The sequence below is a fragment of the Pseudomonas sp. MDT1-85 genome, from assembly GCF_054898065.1.
Genome location: NZ_CM142715.1, coordinates 3,408,333 through 3,424,297, shown reverse-complemented (window position 1 = coordinate 3,424,297; position 15,965 = coordinate 3,408,333). Strand labels below are relative to the sequence as shown.

Sequence of the window (15,965 nt, the reverse complement as noted above, 5' to 3'; positions counted from 1 at the left end):
ACAATAAACGCTACCACCACTTGTGCAGCGGACCGGCGTTATTGTTCATGGCGGCTGGCAGCATGGACGCATTGGAACTGGAGAATTCGCATGAAAATCGTCATCGCCCCCGATTCGTTCAAGGACAGTTTGAGTGCCCAAGGTGTGGCCGACGCCATTGCGTTGGGGTTGGCGGAAGTCTGGCCAGATGCGCACTTGCTCAAGTGCCCGATGGCTGACGGCGGGGAGGGCACGGTCGAATCGATTCTGGCCGCGTGCGACGGAGAGCTGCGTCGCACCCGTGTTCGCGGGCCGTTGGGCGCCACGGTCGATGCCGCGTGGGGCTGGTTGCCGCAGAGTCTTACCGCGATCATCGAAATGGCCGAGGCCAGTGGTCTGCAATTGGTCCCGCCGAACCTGCGCGATGCCTGCACCAGCAGCACGTTCGGCACCGGTGAATTGATCCGCGCCGCGCTGGATGCCGGCGCGCAACGAGTGATCCTGGCGATTGGCGGCAGCGCCACCAACGACGGCGGTGCCGGAGCGATGCAGGCTTTGGGTGTGAAACTGCTGGACGCTCAGGACCAACCCCTGGCACCGGGCGGTTTGGCCCTGGCGCAACTGGCCCGGCTCGATCTGAGCGACATCGATCCGCGTCTGGCCGAGGTGCGCTTCGACATTGCCGCCGACGTCAATAATCCGCTGTGCGGCCCTCATGGTGCCTCCGCGATTTTCGGCCCGCAGAAAGGTGCGACACCCGAACAAGTCGAGCAACTGGACTACGCCCTTGGGCACTTTGCCGAACTCTGCGCGCAAGCTCTGGACACAGACGTGCGCGACGAACCGGGCAGCGGCGCGGCGGGCGGTCTGGGGTTTGCCGCGAAGGCGTTTCTCGGTGCGCAATTTCAGGCCGGGGTGGAAGTGGTCGCTGAACTGGTGGGTTTGGCAGAGGCGGTCAAAGGCGCCGACCTGGTAATCACGGGTGAAGGTCGTTTCGATGCCCAGACGTTGCGCGGCAAAACCCCGTTTGGCGTGGCGCGCATTGCACGCCAGCACGGCGTGCCGGTCATCGTCATCGCCGGCACCTTGGGCGAGGGGTATCAGGCGCTGTACGAGCATGGCCTCGATGCGGCCTTTGCCTTGGCCAGCGGACCGATGACATTGGAGCAGGCCTGCGCCGAGGCGCCGCGTTTGTTGCGCGAGCGCGCCAGTGATATTGCGCGGGTGTGGCGAGTGGCGGCCTGCAAAATCCAGGACTGACACAATTCCCTGTAGCAGCAGCCTCGCAGGCTCGACAGCTGCTACACGCTTGAAAAATATTTCTCCAACCCCTGCAAAAAACCTCAACCCCGGCCGATACAGCTAACAGGCGCACACAAACCAATTACAACAGTGGCGCCAAACTGAAAGGTGCGCGCCATCGCCCGTCTTACAGTGATCCCCGCAAGGATGCTCGCCGCTTCTATTACCGAGATCAATCCTATGTCACTGCGTAATCTGAACATCGCGCCTCGAGCTTTCCTCGGTTTCGCCTTCATTGCCTTGCTGGTCATCGTGCTGGGTGTGTTTGCCGTGAACCGCATGACGATCATCCGCCAGGCCTCTATTGACATGGAAGCAACGCAGTTACCCAGCATCGTATTTCTGGGCAACGTAACGGAGAACGTCCTGCGTTTGCGGGTTCTTTCGTTCCGGGTGCTGGTTAACCGTGATCCAGCCGCTTTGCAGGAAGCCCAGACCCGCATCGACGTCCTTGTCGACAAGGTTCGCAGCGCCCAGGCCAGTTATGCAGCCTTGCCTGCCCAGCCGGAAGAAATCGCGCTATACAAGACGTTCACGGCGACACTCGACAACTACATGCAAGCGCAGAACCAGATGATGGAGTTTTCGCGACAAAACAAGATCGAGGAGATGCGCACTCTGATCAATACGCGGATCAAGGACGGCACGGACCAGATGGGCGAGCAACTCAATAAACTGGTGGCACTTAACAGCAGCTATGCCAAGGCGGCCTCGGCAGAAGCGGGCGAGGAATACAGCAACGCCATTACCGGTATCGTCGCCGTGGCAGTGATTGCTGCGCTGATGACCGTGCTGCTGGCCTGGCTGCTGACCCGCAGCATCCTCACGCCGCTGAACCGTGCAGTGCTCGCGGCCGAAACCATTGCCGGCGGCAACCTGAGCAAAGCCATCGAAGTCGACGGCAAGGATGAACCGGCGCGTTTGCTGGGCGCCTTGTCCGCCATGCAGGCCAACCTGCGCAAGACCATCGAACAGATCGCCGGCTCCGCGACTCAACTGGGCGCCGCCGCTGAAGAACTCAGCACCGTGACGCAAGAAGCGTCTCGTGGCCTGCAACAGCAAAACAACGAAATCGAACAGGCTGCCACCGCCGTCAACGAAATGACTGCCGCTGTGGAAGAAGTGGCGCGCAACGCGGTGTCGACGTCCGAGGCCTCGAACCAGTCGACGCAGGCCGCCCGTGAAGGTCGCGATCGGGTGGTGGAAACCGTCGATGCGATCCAGACCATGACCCACGACGTGCAAAACACGGCGTTGATGATCGAGGGCCTGGCAACTCAGGGCCGCGACATCGGCAAAGTGCTGGACGTGATCCGCGCCATTGCCGAGCAGACTAACCTGCTGGCCCTCAACGCCGCGATCGAAGCCGCCCGTGCCGGTGAAGCCGGACGCGGTTTTGCGGTGGTGGCGGATGAGGTCCGGGCGCTGGCCCATCGCACCGCGCAGTCGACACAGGAGATCGAGAAAATGGTCGCCGGCATTCAGAACGGCACCGGTGAAGCGGTCTCGTCGATGCAACAAAGTAATCAGCGAACCCAAAGCACCTTGGAAATGGCCCGTGCTGCCGGTATCGCCCTGGAGCAGATCACCCAATCGATTCAACTGATCAACGAACGTAACCTGGTGATCGCCAGTGCCTCGGAAGAACAGGCTCAGGTGTCCCGTGAGGTCGACCGCAACCTGGTGAACATCCGCGACCTGGCCACTCAGTCTGCCGCCGGTGCCAACCAGACCAGCGCCGCCACTCACGAACTGTCGCGATTGGCAGTTGATTTGAATGCCATGGTGGCGCGTTTCGTGATTTGAGATAGGGTTGAAACTGGACCCCGCGCGTTAGGAGAAGTACATGCGCTATTCAGCCTTGACCCAACGAATCTCCGGTGACGGAGCAGCAGCCTGGAAGATTCACGATCGAGCGCTGGAATTGCGCGAGCAGGGCTTCGACGTGCTGTTGCTGTCTGTCGGCGATCCGGATTTCGACACGCCGCTGCCGATCATTCATGCCGCCATCGATAGCCTGCTGGCCGGTGACACCCATTACTCGGATGTACGCGGCACCCGCACACTGCGCAGCAGCATCGCCAGCCGTCATCAGCGGCGCAGCGGTCAGGAGGTGGACGCCGACCATGTGATCGTGCTGCCCGGTGCGCAGTGCGCGGTGTATTCGGTTGCCCAATGCCTGCTCGATCCGGGCGACGAAGTGATCGTCGCCGAGCCGATGTACGTGACCTATGAGGGCGTGTTCGGTGCCTGCGGCGCCAGCGTGGTACCGGTGGCGGTGTGTCCGGAGAATGGCTTTCGGGTAGAGCCTGCGGATGTGGCGGCGCTGATCACCCTTAAAACCCGGGCCATTCTGCTCAACAGCCCGAACAATCCCTCGGGTGCCAGTCTGTCGTTGAAGTGCTGGCAGGCGCTGGCAGCGCTGTGCGTGCGACATGACCTCTGGCTAATCAGCGACGAGGTCTATAGCGACCTGTTGTATGAGGGCGAGCACATCAGCCCGGCGAGTCTGCCGGGCATGGCCGAGCGCACCGCGACGATCAACAGTTTGTCCAAGTCCCATGCCATGACCGGCTGGCGGGTGGGCTGGATGATCGGCCCGAAACCGCTGGCCGAACACTTGATGCATCTGTCGCTGTGCATGCTGTTCGGCCTTCCGGATTTCGTCCAGAACGCCGCGCAAGTAGCGCTCGATAAAGACTTGCCGGAAGTGGCGCTGATGCGCGAGGAATATCGCCAGCGTCGCGATCTGGTATGCGCGAGTCTGAACGGTCGCCCGGGCCTGCGGCCGATCAAACCCGATGGCGGAATGTTCGTGATGGTCGACGTGCGCCAGACCGGGCTCGGCGCCCAAGATTTTGCCGAGCGGCTGCTTGAAGTGTATGGCGTGTCGGTGCTGGCCGGCGAAGCCTTCGGGCCGAGCGCGGCGGGGCATATTCGCATCGGGTTGGTGGTGGATCAGGGAAGGCTGGCGGATGCGTGTCAGCGGATTGCATCGTGTGCGGCGGATTTGCTGCAGGCGCGGCGAGCCTGATCGATTTTTGCTGAGTTTGATGGCCTCTTCGCGGGCAAGCCTCGCTCCCACAGGGTTTTGTGAACGCCACAAATCCCCTGTGGGAGCGAGGCTTGCCCGCGAAGACTGACTCACAGACGCCGACTATCTAAGCCCTTCCACGCCCCGGCATAGAGCCGTCCAGGCGATTTGCAGTCCGCAATGCTGTGGTTAGCTGCCGGCACTGCAACGGTAACAACAGCCGTTCCTTCCCCTCGGATGGCGATATCGCAGCATTGCGTGACTTTCACAAAGCCCTGCTACAGACCAAGGATGATCTCGAGCAGTTCAAGACCAGTCAGGCTGTACAACAACAGCTGGAGCATTTGACCAAGGATCTTGCCACCCGGGGAGGGCTGCTGAAAAACACCGAGACCAACTACCACTTCGAGGCTACCCCGCAACGTATCGTCATTGATGTGCTTGATCCGATGGAAGACAACACTGCCGTTATCACCCAAGTACACAACGTCCTTGGGGAGCAAACGCGTTACATCGCCCTTGACCGGAAATCCGATCGCTACGGCTTCATCGATCAGGCCGGACAGTGGTTGATCAAACCACGTTGGGTAGAGGTGCACGATACCGTGGTGGCGGATATCTACACGTTGTTTACGCTGAAAAAGTCCAGCGACCCTCAATCGGACATGCAGGAATTGCAGGAATTGCAGGACCAACTCGCCTATTTCCCCGCTGGCAGCAATAAACTCATAGACCTGCCGTTCGAATACATAACGCAGACAATGGACGATGGCCTGCTGCTGGTGGAGCGTGAAACCAACGGCCCCTACGGGCTCTACGACTCCAGGAATCACCGTTTCACGCTGCCGATGAAGTTCGTCAACCTCACCGTGAGCGACAACCTGTTCATCTCCCGTCTCGGCAACAAAACGTACGCCACGGAGGGCCACTACGACGCCTATACCCTGGCCGGCAAGGAGGTTCTACCGCCGCAGTTCTCCGAGATCGAGCAAAGCGGTGGTTACCTCTATACCCACTCAGCCGATCGGAGTCGTCAGGACGTTTTCGACCTGGAAGGTAAACGGATCAACCTCTAGGGTTACAACGTGATAGGTCGGTTTTTTGGCGAGCAGCCGCTGCTGGTGCAGGACGCTAAAAGCAGGAAATTTGCTTTTATCAACCGCCAGGAGACGCTGCTGCCCATCAAGTTACCCGCTACGCCGCCGTCCCGGTCGGCAGTAGTAGTGGGCTGGTGTTGATCAGTCAAAACAACCAACAGGTCAAGAAACTCGGTTCCTACACCAGCCTGAAAGTCCCTGATAACGGCAACGAAGCCCGTTACTACGTGGAGGATCCGAGTAACCCTGACGAGTCTCTGGTCTATGACGCCGATGGCAATCTCGTGCAGAAAGAAGAATAAGGACTGCCTTCCAAAAAACACATGAGACGTATCTCCCCCACAAGTCTCTATCGGAAAGTAAGAAAAACCCGACGAGCGGTAGCTTTACCTGTCAGATATGACAGTAGCCGCGCCCCGGATATCGGCGTTTAATTCCTTCAGCACTCGATTACAGCGATGAAAAACAATCGGGCAATGCATAAGAAGGACTTACACTATGACGCCCAACAAACCGATGGATTTCGATGCGCCGAAAGTGATAGGTGTGGCTGATCCAGATATTGACCCAGAGGGCTATATTCCCTTTCCATTATTGCTTACGGGCATTGATGTGGTCGTTCCGTTATGGGACGAACCGGCAAAGGACCCCGAAGAAAGAGATATTCTTACGGTTCGCTTTGAACAACCCGGACAGTTGCCGGTAAAGATAGTAAATACCTACACACCCGCGGATATGAAACCTGAATTCATCATCCGAATCGGCCCGGAACATCTAAAAAATGATGGCGCAGGCGAGTTGTGGTATGAGCTACTCAATACTGCCGATAATTCATCCAAATCCTATCGTCGGCAACTGACGATTGATCACACGCCAATCCCGAATGACCTTCCACCCGCAAAATTTTCTCATGTAGATGGTTGGGGTTATCTAAATTGCCAAACCGTTCCTCCATTATGGGATGGCGTCACCGTAAAGATTCCCGCACTACCGGGTTTCAGGGTGGGTGATCGCTGTGAAGTGCTCTGGCGAGGATATTCAAGCCTGAATGCCAGTGGCGCTGAGATCAGCAAAGCTCGAAAACGCGTCAATCGGCCGGGTTTAAGCGATCAAGATATCCGTGAAGGCTTTACCTTGGTTATCGAACCTTATGACGTTCATATAAAACCAATGGTGAATGACGCATCTGCCATGGTTGTTTACAGAATATATCGCGGTACCCGGCTTGTCGGAGGCTCACAAGCCGCCGTGGCAAAAATTGACAGGATTATAAGTGGTAACGAACTTCCATGCGGGCCGTAAGGCCAGTCTGGATATTAAGCGTGGTAAGCAAAGGCGTGCGAAGAGGCCAATGCCTTCTTGGAGTCGTATCGCAATTTATTGTGAATGCATGGAGATGGCAAACATGAATGCTAGAGTTGAACAAGGTAAGTTATCAAGGCTGGCGGTACTTAAAGAAAAGAGTGCGGGAGGTAGCAATCCATTGTCCGATACTGCGCCTGCCCCTGCCATTGTGGCGCAGACGTTATTGCCCGACTTGCGTATACCTGTCGCAAGTCTCAAATCGCCCTTGAAGTACACTATTGCCAAGCCAGTGCTTGAGGATGACGATGATTTGCTGCAACCGCAATATCGAAAAAAAGGAGACACAGTCTGGATCGACATTCTGCCGGATCCATTCTATATCGAACTGGGCCCCGTGGCTGATCGGGATTGGGATGTGCCGTTCGAGATTCCGGTAGTTTTATTGAAAGAGGAAATCACTCCAGAGGCTCCGACTGAGTATGAGTTGCGGTACATCATGTGGGCTGGCGGAACGAACGAAACCACCTCGTTCTTGACCACATACGCGATTGACTTGACACCTCCTTTCAAAGTTAAAAACCCACCGGCGGATCGAACGCCGGGGGCACCTTCATGGCCCGCAGATCTGGGGCCGACGGCCCCGATCGATGAAGCTTATCTCGACGGCAAACAGGGGATTCTTGTCAAACCTTTTGTCGATCCAAACTATCACCCGACAGATACTTACGAGTTCTTCTTTGGCACTGCACCTGATCCGGATCGCGACACGCCGGTGTTCAAAGATGTGTTGACAGCGGGGGAGGCGCTAATCCCTGTTGATGTGTTTAGAAATGCAGAAGAAGGTGCCAATCGGCTTATTTATAAAGCGACGGATCGACCTGGCAATGCAGGAAGAAGATCAAACCAGAGCCAGCGGAATGTAGTGTTTTTGCCCGATCCTGGTGTTGGCTTGCCACCAGTGGTTACATTGGCGAATGGTAATAATGGCGATGGTCTGATCGACCTGGCTGACACTCAATTTGATATTCGAGGTGTCGAAACCAAGGTGACGGTGCCGACGCCGAATGCACCGTCTGACACCATCGTTCTTTATTGGGGAGGGGTGGCGATTACTCCAGAACAACGAGTTGAAACCAATACCGAGTTATCTTTTTTTACCAGTTATGATCTTGTAAAACAAGTGTACGGCAACACTGATGGGACAGTGGTTACCAATGTCAGCTACAAAATGTTCCGCGGTTTGAGCGAAAAGGCAGATGGCAATGTGAATATCGATGTCGACATTTCATATATTGGCCCTGATCCTATTACTATCGGTTTGGATGCTCCCACGCTGACAACGACTAAGGGCAGCGCTGATGAGATCAAGGAAGCAGACTTTGGTGATGAAGGAATCCAAATTCATATTGAGTTGTTCACTACTCCTCCTACAGAAGAGGGTTGGTTGATCGATGTTTTTTATGATGATGTGAAGATCGGCGCAACCATCCCCTTGGTTGGAGGTCAGGAGGGCGACACACTCGATATTCCGCTGCCATGGAGCACGGTGTTCCAGCAGCAAAGCGGACCCAAGGTCTTGCGATACACGCTGTATACGCAAAATGGGGTCAACCCGACTCATTCCAAGGAAAATACAATTACCGTAGAGGCGTTTCCAATCGAAATGGATGCGCCGGAAATCATGCGTCTCGGAGGTCCACTTAGAAGAATCAGTTGTCCAACTTTGAACTTTCCTGCGACCGGTAATCCAGGGGATGGGACACCAAGGCGAAATCTGGAGGTGCTTGTCAGAAAAAATCAATACACAGTTGACGCGGAAACCATTACCGTTAAATGGGTGCCATATGACAACGCAACCCCACCAGCCCCTATTCCAGGCGCCGATACAACGCAGGATTACCCGATTGTCGGCGAGTTCCCCTCCGGTGGCGCCGTGATTCAAATCGGGGCTTACCCGACACACTTCAAGCCCGCCCATCTCGGAAGGGGGAGAGTTACTTATTCGATTTCGAGAGGAGGTGTTGGTAATAATCCTACGCCTGACTCATTACCTGCTGAGCACGGTGTGTTTCTAACAGATAATCAAGGAAAATACTGCGAAGAGACCTTCGTTTAAAACGAGTAGCGTTGGTGTGGCGAGAAATAAAACTCTCGCCGCATCTTTTACATATTCGGTTTATTTTTTGGTGGGGATCACGAAGGATTTTCCTCTTGTAAAAACGGATTAATCCTACAGAACTTTGTGAATGTTCCAGCTAGCCTAGCACCCCTCTAATAGCTGACCTGCTCAAGTCGGCATTCAAGTTTTATATTCAGGCAGGTGCCCAATGCGAGGAAAACTATTATATATCTCAAGAAATGTGTGTCGCTCTGCAGCGCTGTGTCCATCGCTGTTGGCACTCTTCAGTTCATGTGTCACCGCAGCGCCCATTGTAGGGGGGAATGTGACCATCAATGGCGGCATACCGGAAAGTTGGGGGTTGAGCCAGCAGGCAACACTGACTGTCAATGGCGCGCAAACGCTTGCCATCACCTCTGACAACTCGACACTTAATGTAAACGCCGGTAGCACCACTCAGCAGATTTCGGCCAGCAATGGTTCCAGCATCAATCTGAGTGGAGCGACCGTGGCAGGCGGAGGTCTCGCCGCGGTATTACTGAGTAACAGCGACGCCACTATCGATAACAGCACTGTTACTGGCACTCGCCTGGGGTTGCAGGCGATTCGCAACACGTCGACTCAGACCGGTTCCAACGTTGTCGTAGCCGGAAAAAGTACCATCAGTGGTGTCCTGGGAGGTGCTCTGGTCAGCGCTTATAGCACGCTGGCCGTCAACGATTCGACCATTCAAGGTACCGGCGCAACCAGTTATGGCATTCGGTTGAGGAGCGGACAAGCCACTGCCAGCAACAGCACTATTGTGGGCGGGCAATACGGTGTACTGATTGATCTTGACCCGAATGATGTTCAACCTGCTGTACTGGCTCTCGAAAACACGACCGTCCAGGGCCTGACTGGTTCGGCAATCCTGGTTGACTTCGGTAACGCTTCAACTTCGACTGCGAGCATCTCGCTGAACAACTCCCGCTTGTTGGCAGGCAATGAAGCATTGGTGGATGTGAGAGGCGGTGCTCACACGTCCCTGACCGTTAATGGCAGTACATTAAAGGGGGATGTGGTTACCGAGCAAGGCAGTACTACCCAACTCATCCTGCAGAACGATTCGGTGTTGACCGGTCGGCTGCAAAATGTTGCCAGCACCACGATCAATGACAGTTCTCGATGGGTAATGGTGGATGACGGCCAGATTGAAGCGCTCATTCTCAATCGGGGGGGCTCCGTGATATTTGGAGATAACACTGCCTTCTATCAATTGAACGTGACCAGCCTTTCCGGCAATGGCCGATTTGTGATGGGGACGGATTTCAGCACGGGCCGGACTGACTTGCTGAATGTCACCGGAAGCGCCAGTGGCAGTCATGAACTCCTGATTGCCAGCAGTGGTGTGGAGCCCGCCACCGGTCAGCCTATTCGTGTCGTTCAAACCGCAGGTGGTAACGCGCAATTTGCGCTGGTCAATGGCGCGGTTGAACTTGGCGCATTTTCTTACGCGCTCGCGAAAAGCGGTAATGACTGGGTACTCGATCCAAGCACCCGTACAGTGAGTCCTGGTGCACGTTCTGTACTTGCGCTATTCAACACCGCATCGACCGTTTGGCTGGGTGAGCTGACCTCATTGCGCACTCGGATGGGGGAACTGCGTTTCAATGGCGGCCAGGCGGGTGCGTGGGCGCGCACCTATGCCAACAAGTACAACATAGCCGATGGCTCGGGTGTTGCTTACCAGCAAACCCAACAAGGTTTTACCTTGGGCGCCGATGCACCGCTACCTCTCGGAGACGGCCAGTGGTTGGTGGGGGTGATAGTCGGTCATAGTCAATCCGATCTCAATCTGAATGCCGGTACTTCAGGAAGTGTCGACAGTTACTACCTGGGGACCTATGTCACCTGGCTCGACTCCCGGACAGGTTATTACTTCGATGGTGTGCTGAAAGCGAACCGCTTTCGCAATGACGCGAAAGTAGGTTTGAGCGATGGTACCCGGGCCAAGGGAGATTATGATAACTCCGGTTTGGGTGGGTCTGTTGAATTCGGAAAACACATCAGCTTCGACAATGACAATTTCATTGAACCCTTCACTCAATGGTCTACCGTGGTCATTCAGGGCAAGGACTATTCCCTAAGCAACGATTTGCAAGCCGAAGGAGACCGGACACGTTCGTTTGTCGGCAAGGTGGGCGCTACGCTAGGCCGAAATATCAGGATGGAGCAAGGACGTGTGGTACAACCTTATCTGCGCGCGGCGTGGGCTCATGAATTTGCAAAAAATAATGAAGTTCAAATCAACAACAACGTCTTCAATAACGACCTGTCAGGTTCTCGAGCCGAACTGGGCACCGGGCTTGCGGTTTCAATGGCGGAAAATCTGCACGTGCACGCGGATTTCGAATACAGCAATGGCCGACATATAGAGCAGCCTTTTGGAGTCAACCTGGGACTTCGTTATAGGTGGTGAACAATTCCGGCAGCGATAAATTAAAAAGGAAGCTTTACGCTTCCTTTTTAATGGTCAGATCAATCTGTTATGCCGCCAGTGACCGTCCGCCAGGGTGGCGGCTGGCAGCAATATTACCCTTGGCCGAAAAGACCACGTCAAGGGTCAACTGTTTAAGAACATCATCGTCCCGGTTTACAACGACAACCGTTGTCAAGGTGCCGGAAAAAATGCCGGAAGCATCGTCATACGCCAATTCGGCAGTTCCCGAATCTTGAGTATAAATAACAGGTTTTTGTGGATCGCTATTATCAGTGAATGTCAGACGGGCGTGATGTGAGTCTGGTGTCAGTTCGTAGGATCCACTTTCCAGTCCCTTGGAAAAAGACAGGATAAGTTCTTTTGTAGTGTATTCCGGTTTCGGCTCGCGCTGACGTGCAAACAGCACGTAAGCCGCGCCATGCGGCAGTGGGAAAGTGCGCTCCGAGAGTTCCACCAAGCCTGCGCTAAATTCTTCTGTGTCGTCTATTGTTCCGATACAACTACCAGCGCCAACTTTCTGTCTGAGTTTCTGCGTGATCATGTTCATCAATACGGTCTCCATAGTCATGACAAGGTATCCCGCTTTAAAGGAACTTCCGGGATGAGGTATCAAACCGCCAATGGATCTCGCTGTAAACTGGCAGACCTGACAGTTTACAAGTTGTCTTGAATGTGATTTTTTCTGAAGTGTTGGACGCTAAAACGTTTGTGCAGCCATCAGCCAAACAGCCCCGCCGCGATATTGATCGAAAACCCGAGAATTGCCGTGTTGAACAAGAAGCCGATCAGCGACTGCGCCAGCACGATTTTACGCAGATCGCGGGTGGCGACGCCCACGTCTGCCGTTTGCACGGCTACGCCGATGGTGAACGAGAAGTACAAAAAGTCCCAATAATCGGGCTTCAATTGCCCCTCGGCAAAGCGCAGCGCAGGCTCCTTGCCTTCCCAGGTGTAAAACAGCCGCGCGTAGTGCAGGCTGAAAATCACCCCGATCAACAACCATGAACCCATCACGGTCAACCCGGTGAAGCCGTAGTGCAGCAGGCGGTGATAAGTCTCCAGATCTTTGCTACCCACCAGTTCCAGGGTGATGGCGGCGAGGCTGGCCAGCGCTGCCATGGACACGGTGAACAGCACCAGCCCGGCGTTTTCGTCCTCGACGTCGGCTATGCGTTTCACGTCGTCGGCTTTTGAGCGCATCGTCAGCCAGAGGATCAGGGCCAGATACGTCCAGACCCCGGCGTTCCAGCCGATGAGGATTTTGCCAAGAATCGAATCGGCCGGCGCCAGAATGCCCACCGCGAGACCGAGCACGGCAGCGGCGGACAGGCGAGGGTGGGTGCGGGCGAGTAGGGGCATGAGAACTCGATGGGCCTGGGTGTGCAAACACCTTAGCCCAGCGTTGTCCGTTGTGACCACAACACCGATCACCTGTAGGAGCGAGGCTTGCCCGCGAAGGCGGTGTATCAGTCAACATAAATGCTGAATGTTACGGCCCTTTCGCGGGCAAGCCTCGCTCCTACAGGGGTGTGTGGTTGGTTAGATGTTCTTGTGGCGTTTGCGCACCAGTTTCATCACCACCACAAAAAACACCGGTACAAACACCACCGCCAGGGTCGCGGTGATCATCCCGCCAATCACCCCGGTGCCAATGGCTTGCTGGCTCGCCGAACTGGCCCCGGTGGCAATTGCCAGCGGTACCACGCCAAGAATGAATGCCAGCGAGGTCATCACGATGGGGCGAAGTCGCAGTCGTGCGGCTTGCAGGGTGGCATCGATCAGGTCATGGCCTTCGTCGTACAGGCTCTTGGCGAATTCGATGATCAGGATCGCGTTCTTCGCCGACAGGCCAATGATGGTAATCAGCCCGACCTTGAAGAACACATCGTTGGGCATCCCGCGTAAAGTCACTGCCAACACTGCACCGAGCACACCCAGCGGTACCACCAGCAGCACCGACGTCGGAATCGACCAGCTCTCATACAGCGCCGCCAGGCACAGGAACACGATCAGCAGCGACAGCCCAAGCAGAATGGGCGCCTGGCTACCGGACAAGCGTTCCTGCAACGACAACCCGGTCCATTCCTGACCCAACCCGGCCGGGCCTAGCGCCACCAGCCGTTCGATTTCCGCCATGGCTTCGCCGGTGCTGTAACCCGCTGCCGGTTCGCCGGAAATGCTGATGGCCGGGTAGCCGTTGTAACGGGTCAACTGCGCTGGACCCTGGGTCCAGTTCGCCCGGACGAAGGCCGACAATGGCACCATTTTCTCGGCGTCGTTGCGCACGTGAATCTTCAGCAGGTCGTCGACCTGACTGCGTTGATCACCTTCGGCCTGGACCACCACCCGTTGCATCCGCCCCTGGTTGGGGAAGTCGTTGATGTAGGCCGACCCAACCGCCGTGGATAATACGTTTCCAATGTCGGCAAACGAAATACCCAAGGCGTTGGCTTGCTTGCGGTCGACTTCCAGTTGCACCTGCGGCGCTTCAGCGAGGGCGCTTTCGCGCACGTTCATCAGGACCGGGCTCTTCTCGGCAGCGGCCAGTAATTGGCTGCGCGCCTGCATCAGCGTGGCATGGCCGAGGCCGCCACGGTCTTGCAGGCGGAACTCGAAACCGCTGGACGTGCCGAGGCCATCGACCGGCGGCGGCAACACCGCGAAGGCCATGGCGTCCTTGATCTGACTGAGGGCGATGTTGGCGCGGTCGGCAATCGAACTCGCCGAATCGTCGCTGCCGCGATCCGACCAATCCTTGAGCGTGGTGAACGCCAGCGCGGCGTTCTGCCCGCTACCGGAAAAGCTGAAACCGAGAATCACCGTGCTGTCGCCGACACCCGCCTCCGTGGCGTTGTGCGCTTCAATCTGCTCGACCACCTGCACCGTGCGGTTCTTGCTCGCGCCCGGTGGCAGTTGAATGTCGGTGATGGTGTAACCCTGGTCTTCCACCGGCAGGAACGAGGAAGGCAGACGACTGAAGCACAGCCCCAGACCAATCAACAGCACGCCGTAGATCAACAGGTAACGGCCGGTGCGTTTCAGTGCGTAGGCGACCCAGCCCTGATAGCGCTCGGTGAGTTGTTCGAAGCACCGGTTGAACCAGCCGAAGAAACCGCCCTTGGCGTGATGTTCGCCCTTGGCAATCGGCTTGAGCAGCGTCGCGCACAGCGCCGGGGTCAAGGTCAGGGCGAGGAATGCCGAGAACAGAATCGACGTGGCCATCGACAGCGAGAACTGGCGGTAAATCACCCCGACCGAGCCCTGCATGAACGCCATCGGAATGAACACCGCCACCAGCACCAGGGTGATGCCGATGATCGCCCCGGTGATTTGCTTCATCGCCTTGCGCGTCGCGTCCTTGGGCGACAGGCCCTCGGTGGCCATGATCCGCTCGACGTTCTCCACCACCACAATCGCGTCGTCCACCAGAATGCCGATGGCCAGCACCATGCCGAACATGGTCAGCACGTTGATCGAGAAACCCAGCAAGAGCATGGTCGCGAAAGTGCCCATCAATGCCACTGGCACCACCAGCGTCGGAATCAGCGTGTAGCGCATGTTCTGCAGGAACAGGAACATCACCGCAAATACCAGCACCATCGCCTCGACGAGGGTGTAGACCACTTTGGTGATCGAGACTTTGACGAAGGGCGAGGTGTCGTACGGAATCTTGTATTCGACGCCGGCCGGGAAGTAGCGCGCCAGTTCATCCATCTTCGCCCGCACCAGCGTCGCGGTGCTCAGGGCATTGGCGCCCGGCGACAGTTGCACGCTGACGGCGGTCGACGGTTTGCCGTTCAGCCGGGTGGAGAATTGATATTCCTGACTGCCGATCTCGACCCGCGCCACATCGCCGATGCGCACCGTGGAGCCGTCAGGATTGGCCTTGAGCACGATGTCGGCGAACTCTTCAGGCGTCGACAGCTGGCCTTTGACCAGAATGGTCGCGGTGATTTCCTGCGTGGTGCGGGTCGGCAAGTCGCCGATGCTGCCTGCGGAAACCTGAGCATTTTGCGCAACGATGGCGGCGTTGACATCGGCCGGAGTCAGGTTGAAGCCGATCAGCTTCTGTGGATCGATCCAGATCCGCATCGCCCGTTCGGCACCGTACAGTTGGGCCTTGCCGACGCCGTCCAGACGCTTGATCTCGTTCATCACGTTGCGCGCCAGGTAATCGCTGAGCGCCACATCGTCGAGCTTGCCATCGCTTGCGGTGAGGGTGATCAGCAGCAGGAAACCGGCGGAGACTTTCTCCACCTGCAAACCCTGCTGGGTGACAGCTTGCGGCAAGCGCGACTCGACAACCTTGAGACGGTTTTGCACATCGACCTGCGCCATTTCCGGGTCAGTACCCGGCTGGAACGTCGCGGTGATGGTGGCGCTGCTGAGGCTGCTCTGGGATTCGAAATACAGCAGATGGTCGGCGCCGTTGAGCTCTTCCTCGATCAGGCTGACCACGCTTTCGTCCACGGTCTGCGCCGAAGCGCCCGGGTAGGTGGCATAGATTTCGACTTTCGGCGGCGCAACGTTCGGGTACTGCGCCACCGGCAACTGCACAATGGCCAGCGCACCGGCCAGCAGGATGAACAAGGCGATCACCCAGGCGAACACCGGGCGGTCGATAAAGAACTGCGGCATAAAAAAGCGTCC

At 56.6% G+C, this 15,965-nt stretch carries 11 protein-coding genes; 8 read left to right on the top strand and 3 right to left on the bottom strand.

All coding sequences use genetic code 11. The features are described 5' to 3' along the window. Positions 1 to 90: 90 nt before the first annotated feature. From ACYZT2_RS15375 to ACYZT2_RS15340, 8 genes are all read left to right on the top strand, one after another. Entirely contained in the window at positions 91 to 1,239 is a 1,149-nt protein-coding gene (locus ACYZT2_RS15375; protein WP_461965261.1) for a glycerate kinase, read from the top strand. Positions 1,240 to 1,461: 222 nt separating this feature from the next. Continuing rightward, a complete protein-coding gene (locus ACYZT2_RS15370) occupies positions 1,462 to 3,087 on the top strand; it encodes a methyl-accepting chemotaxis protein (protein ID WP_461965259.1) in 1,626 nt (541 codons plus the stop codon). Between the two features lie 40 nt (positions 3,088 to 3,127). Next, on the top strand, positions 3,128 to 4,315 hold the full coding sequence (locus ACYZT2_RS15365) for a pyridoxal phosphate-dependent aminotransferase (RefSeq protein WP_461965257.1): 1,188 nt from the start codon (positions 3,128 to 3,130) through the stop codon (positions 4,313 to 4,315). Between the two features lie 254 nt (positions 4,316 to 4,569). Next, on the top strand, positions 4,570 to 5,391 hold the full coding sequence (locus ACYZT2_RS15360; protein ID WP_461965255.1) for a WG repeat-containing protein: 822 nt from the start codon (positions 4,570 to 4,572) through the stop codon (positions 5,389 to 5,391). A gap of 155 nt (positions 5,392 to 5,546) precedes the next feature. Beyond that, positions 5,547 to 5,714: a hypothetical protein gene (locus ACYZT2_RS15355; protein WP_461965253.1), complete on the top strand. Its 168-nt coding sequence runs from the start codon at positions 5,547 to 5,549 to the stop codon at positions 5,712 to 5,714. A gap of 196 nt (positions 5,715 to 5,910) precedes the next feature. Next, positions 5,911 to 6,714 carry a hypothetical protein gene (locus ACYZT2_RS15350; RefSeq protein WP_461965251.1) on the top strand — a complete coding sequence of 268 codons (804 nt, stop codon included), beginning with the start codon at positions 5,911 to 5,913 and terminating at the stop codon, positions 6,712 to 6,714. A gap of 103 nt (positions 6,715 to 6,817) precedes the next feature. Beyond that, a complete protein-coding gene (locus tag ACYZT2_RS15345) occupies positions 6,818 to 8,833 on the top strand; it encodes a hypothetical protein (RefSeq protein WP_461965249.1) in 2,016 nt (671 codons plus the stop codon). A 328-nt stretch (positions 8,834 to 9,161) separates the two neighbouring features. After that, the gene (locus tag ACYZT2_RS15340) at positions 9,162 to 11,294 is read left to right on the top strand and encodes an autotransporter outer membrane beta-barrel domain-containing protein (protein ID WP_461965247.1); all 2,133 of its coding nucleotides are present in this window, start codon (positions 9,162 to 9,164) and stop codon (positions 11,292 to 11,294) included. 67 nt (positions 11,295 to 11,361) lie between these two features. Here the strand turns inward: ACYZT2_RS15340 and ACYZT2_RS15335 are convergent, their stop codons facing one another. The 3 genes from ACYZT2_RS15335 to ACYZT2_RS15325 all read right to left on the bottom strand — a co-directional run bounded on the left by ACYZT2_RS15335 (position 11,362) and on the right by ACYZT2_RS15325 (position 15,953). After that, positions 11,362 to 11,862 (bottom strand): hypothetical protein, encoded by a 501-nt coding sequence (locus ACYZT2_RS15335; protein WP_461965245.1) that lies wholly within the window; start codon positions 11,860 to 11,862, stop codon positions 11,362 to 11,364. 170 nt (positions 11,863 to 12,032) lie between these two features. Continuing rightward, on the bottom strand, positions 12,033 to 12,674 hold the full coding sequence (locus ACYZT2_RS15330) for a DUF1345 domain-containing protein (protein ID WP_461965243.1): 642 nt from the start codon (positions 12,672 to 12,674) through the stop codon (positions 12,033 to 12,035). A 180-nt stretch (positions 12,675 to 12,854) separates the two neighbouring features. After that, positions 12,855 to 15,953: a multidrug efflux RND transporter permease subunit gene (locus ACYZT2_RS15325; RefSeq protein ID WP_461965241.1), complete on the bottom strand. Its 3,099-nt coding sequence runs from the start codon at positions 15,951 to 15,953 to the stop codon at positions 12,855 to 12,857. Positions 15,954 to 15,965: the final 12 nt, after the last annotated feature.

Excerpts from the sequence above, each read along its gene's own strand:
- ACYZT2_RS15375 (WP_461965261.1), top strand. The coding sequence starts at position 91 with ATGAAAATCGTCATCGCCCCCGATTCGTTCAAGGACAGTTTGAGTGCC.
- ACYZT2_RS15370 (WP_461965259.1), top strand. The coding sequence starts at position 1,462 with ATGTCACTGCGTAATCTGAACATCGCGCCTCGAGCTTTCCTCGGTTTC.
- ACYZT2_RS15365 (WP_461965257.1), top strand. The coding sequence starts at position 3,128 with ATGCGCTATTCAGCCTTGACCCAACGAATCTCCGGTGACGGAGCAGCA.
- ACYZT2_RS15350 (WP_461965251.1), top strand. The coding sequence starts at position 5,911 with ATGACGCCCAACAAACCGATGGATTTCGATGCGCCGAAAGTGATAGGT.
- ACYZT2_RS15345 (WP_461965249.1), top strand. The coding sequence starts at position 6,818 with ATGAATGCTAGAGTTGAACAAGGTAAGTTATCAAGGCTGGCGGTACTT.
- ACYZT2_RS15335 (WP_461965245.1), bottom strand. The coding sequence starts at position 11,862 with ATGAACATGATCACGCAGAAACTCAGACAGAAAGTTGGCGCTGGTAGT.
- ACYZT2_RS15330 (WP_461965243.1), bottom strand. The coding sequence starts at position 12,674 with ATGCCCCTACTCGCCCGCACCCACCCTCGCCTGTCCGCCGCTGCCGTG.
- ACYZT2_RS15325 (WP_461965241.1), bottom strand. The coding sequence starts at position 15,953 with ATGCCGCAGTTCTTTATCGACCGCCCGGTGTTCGCCTGGGTGATCGCC.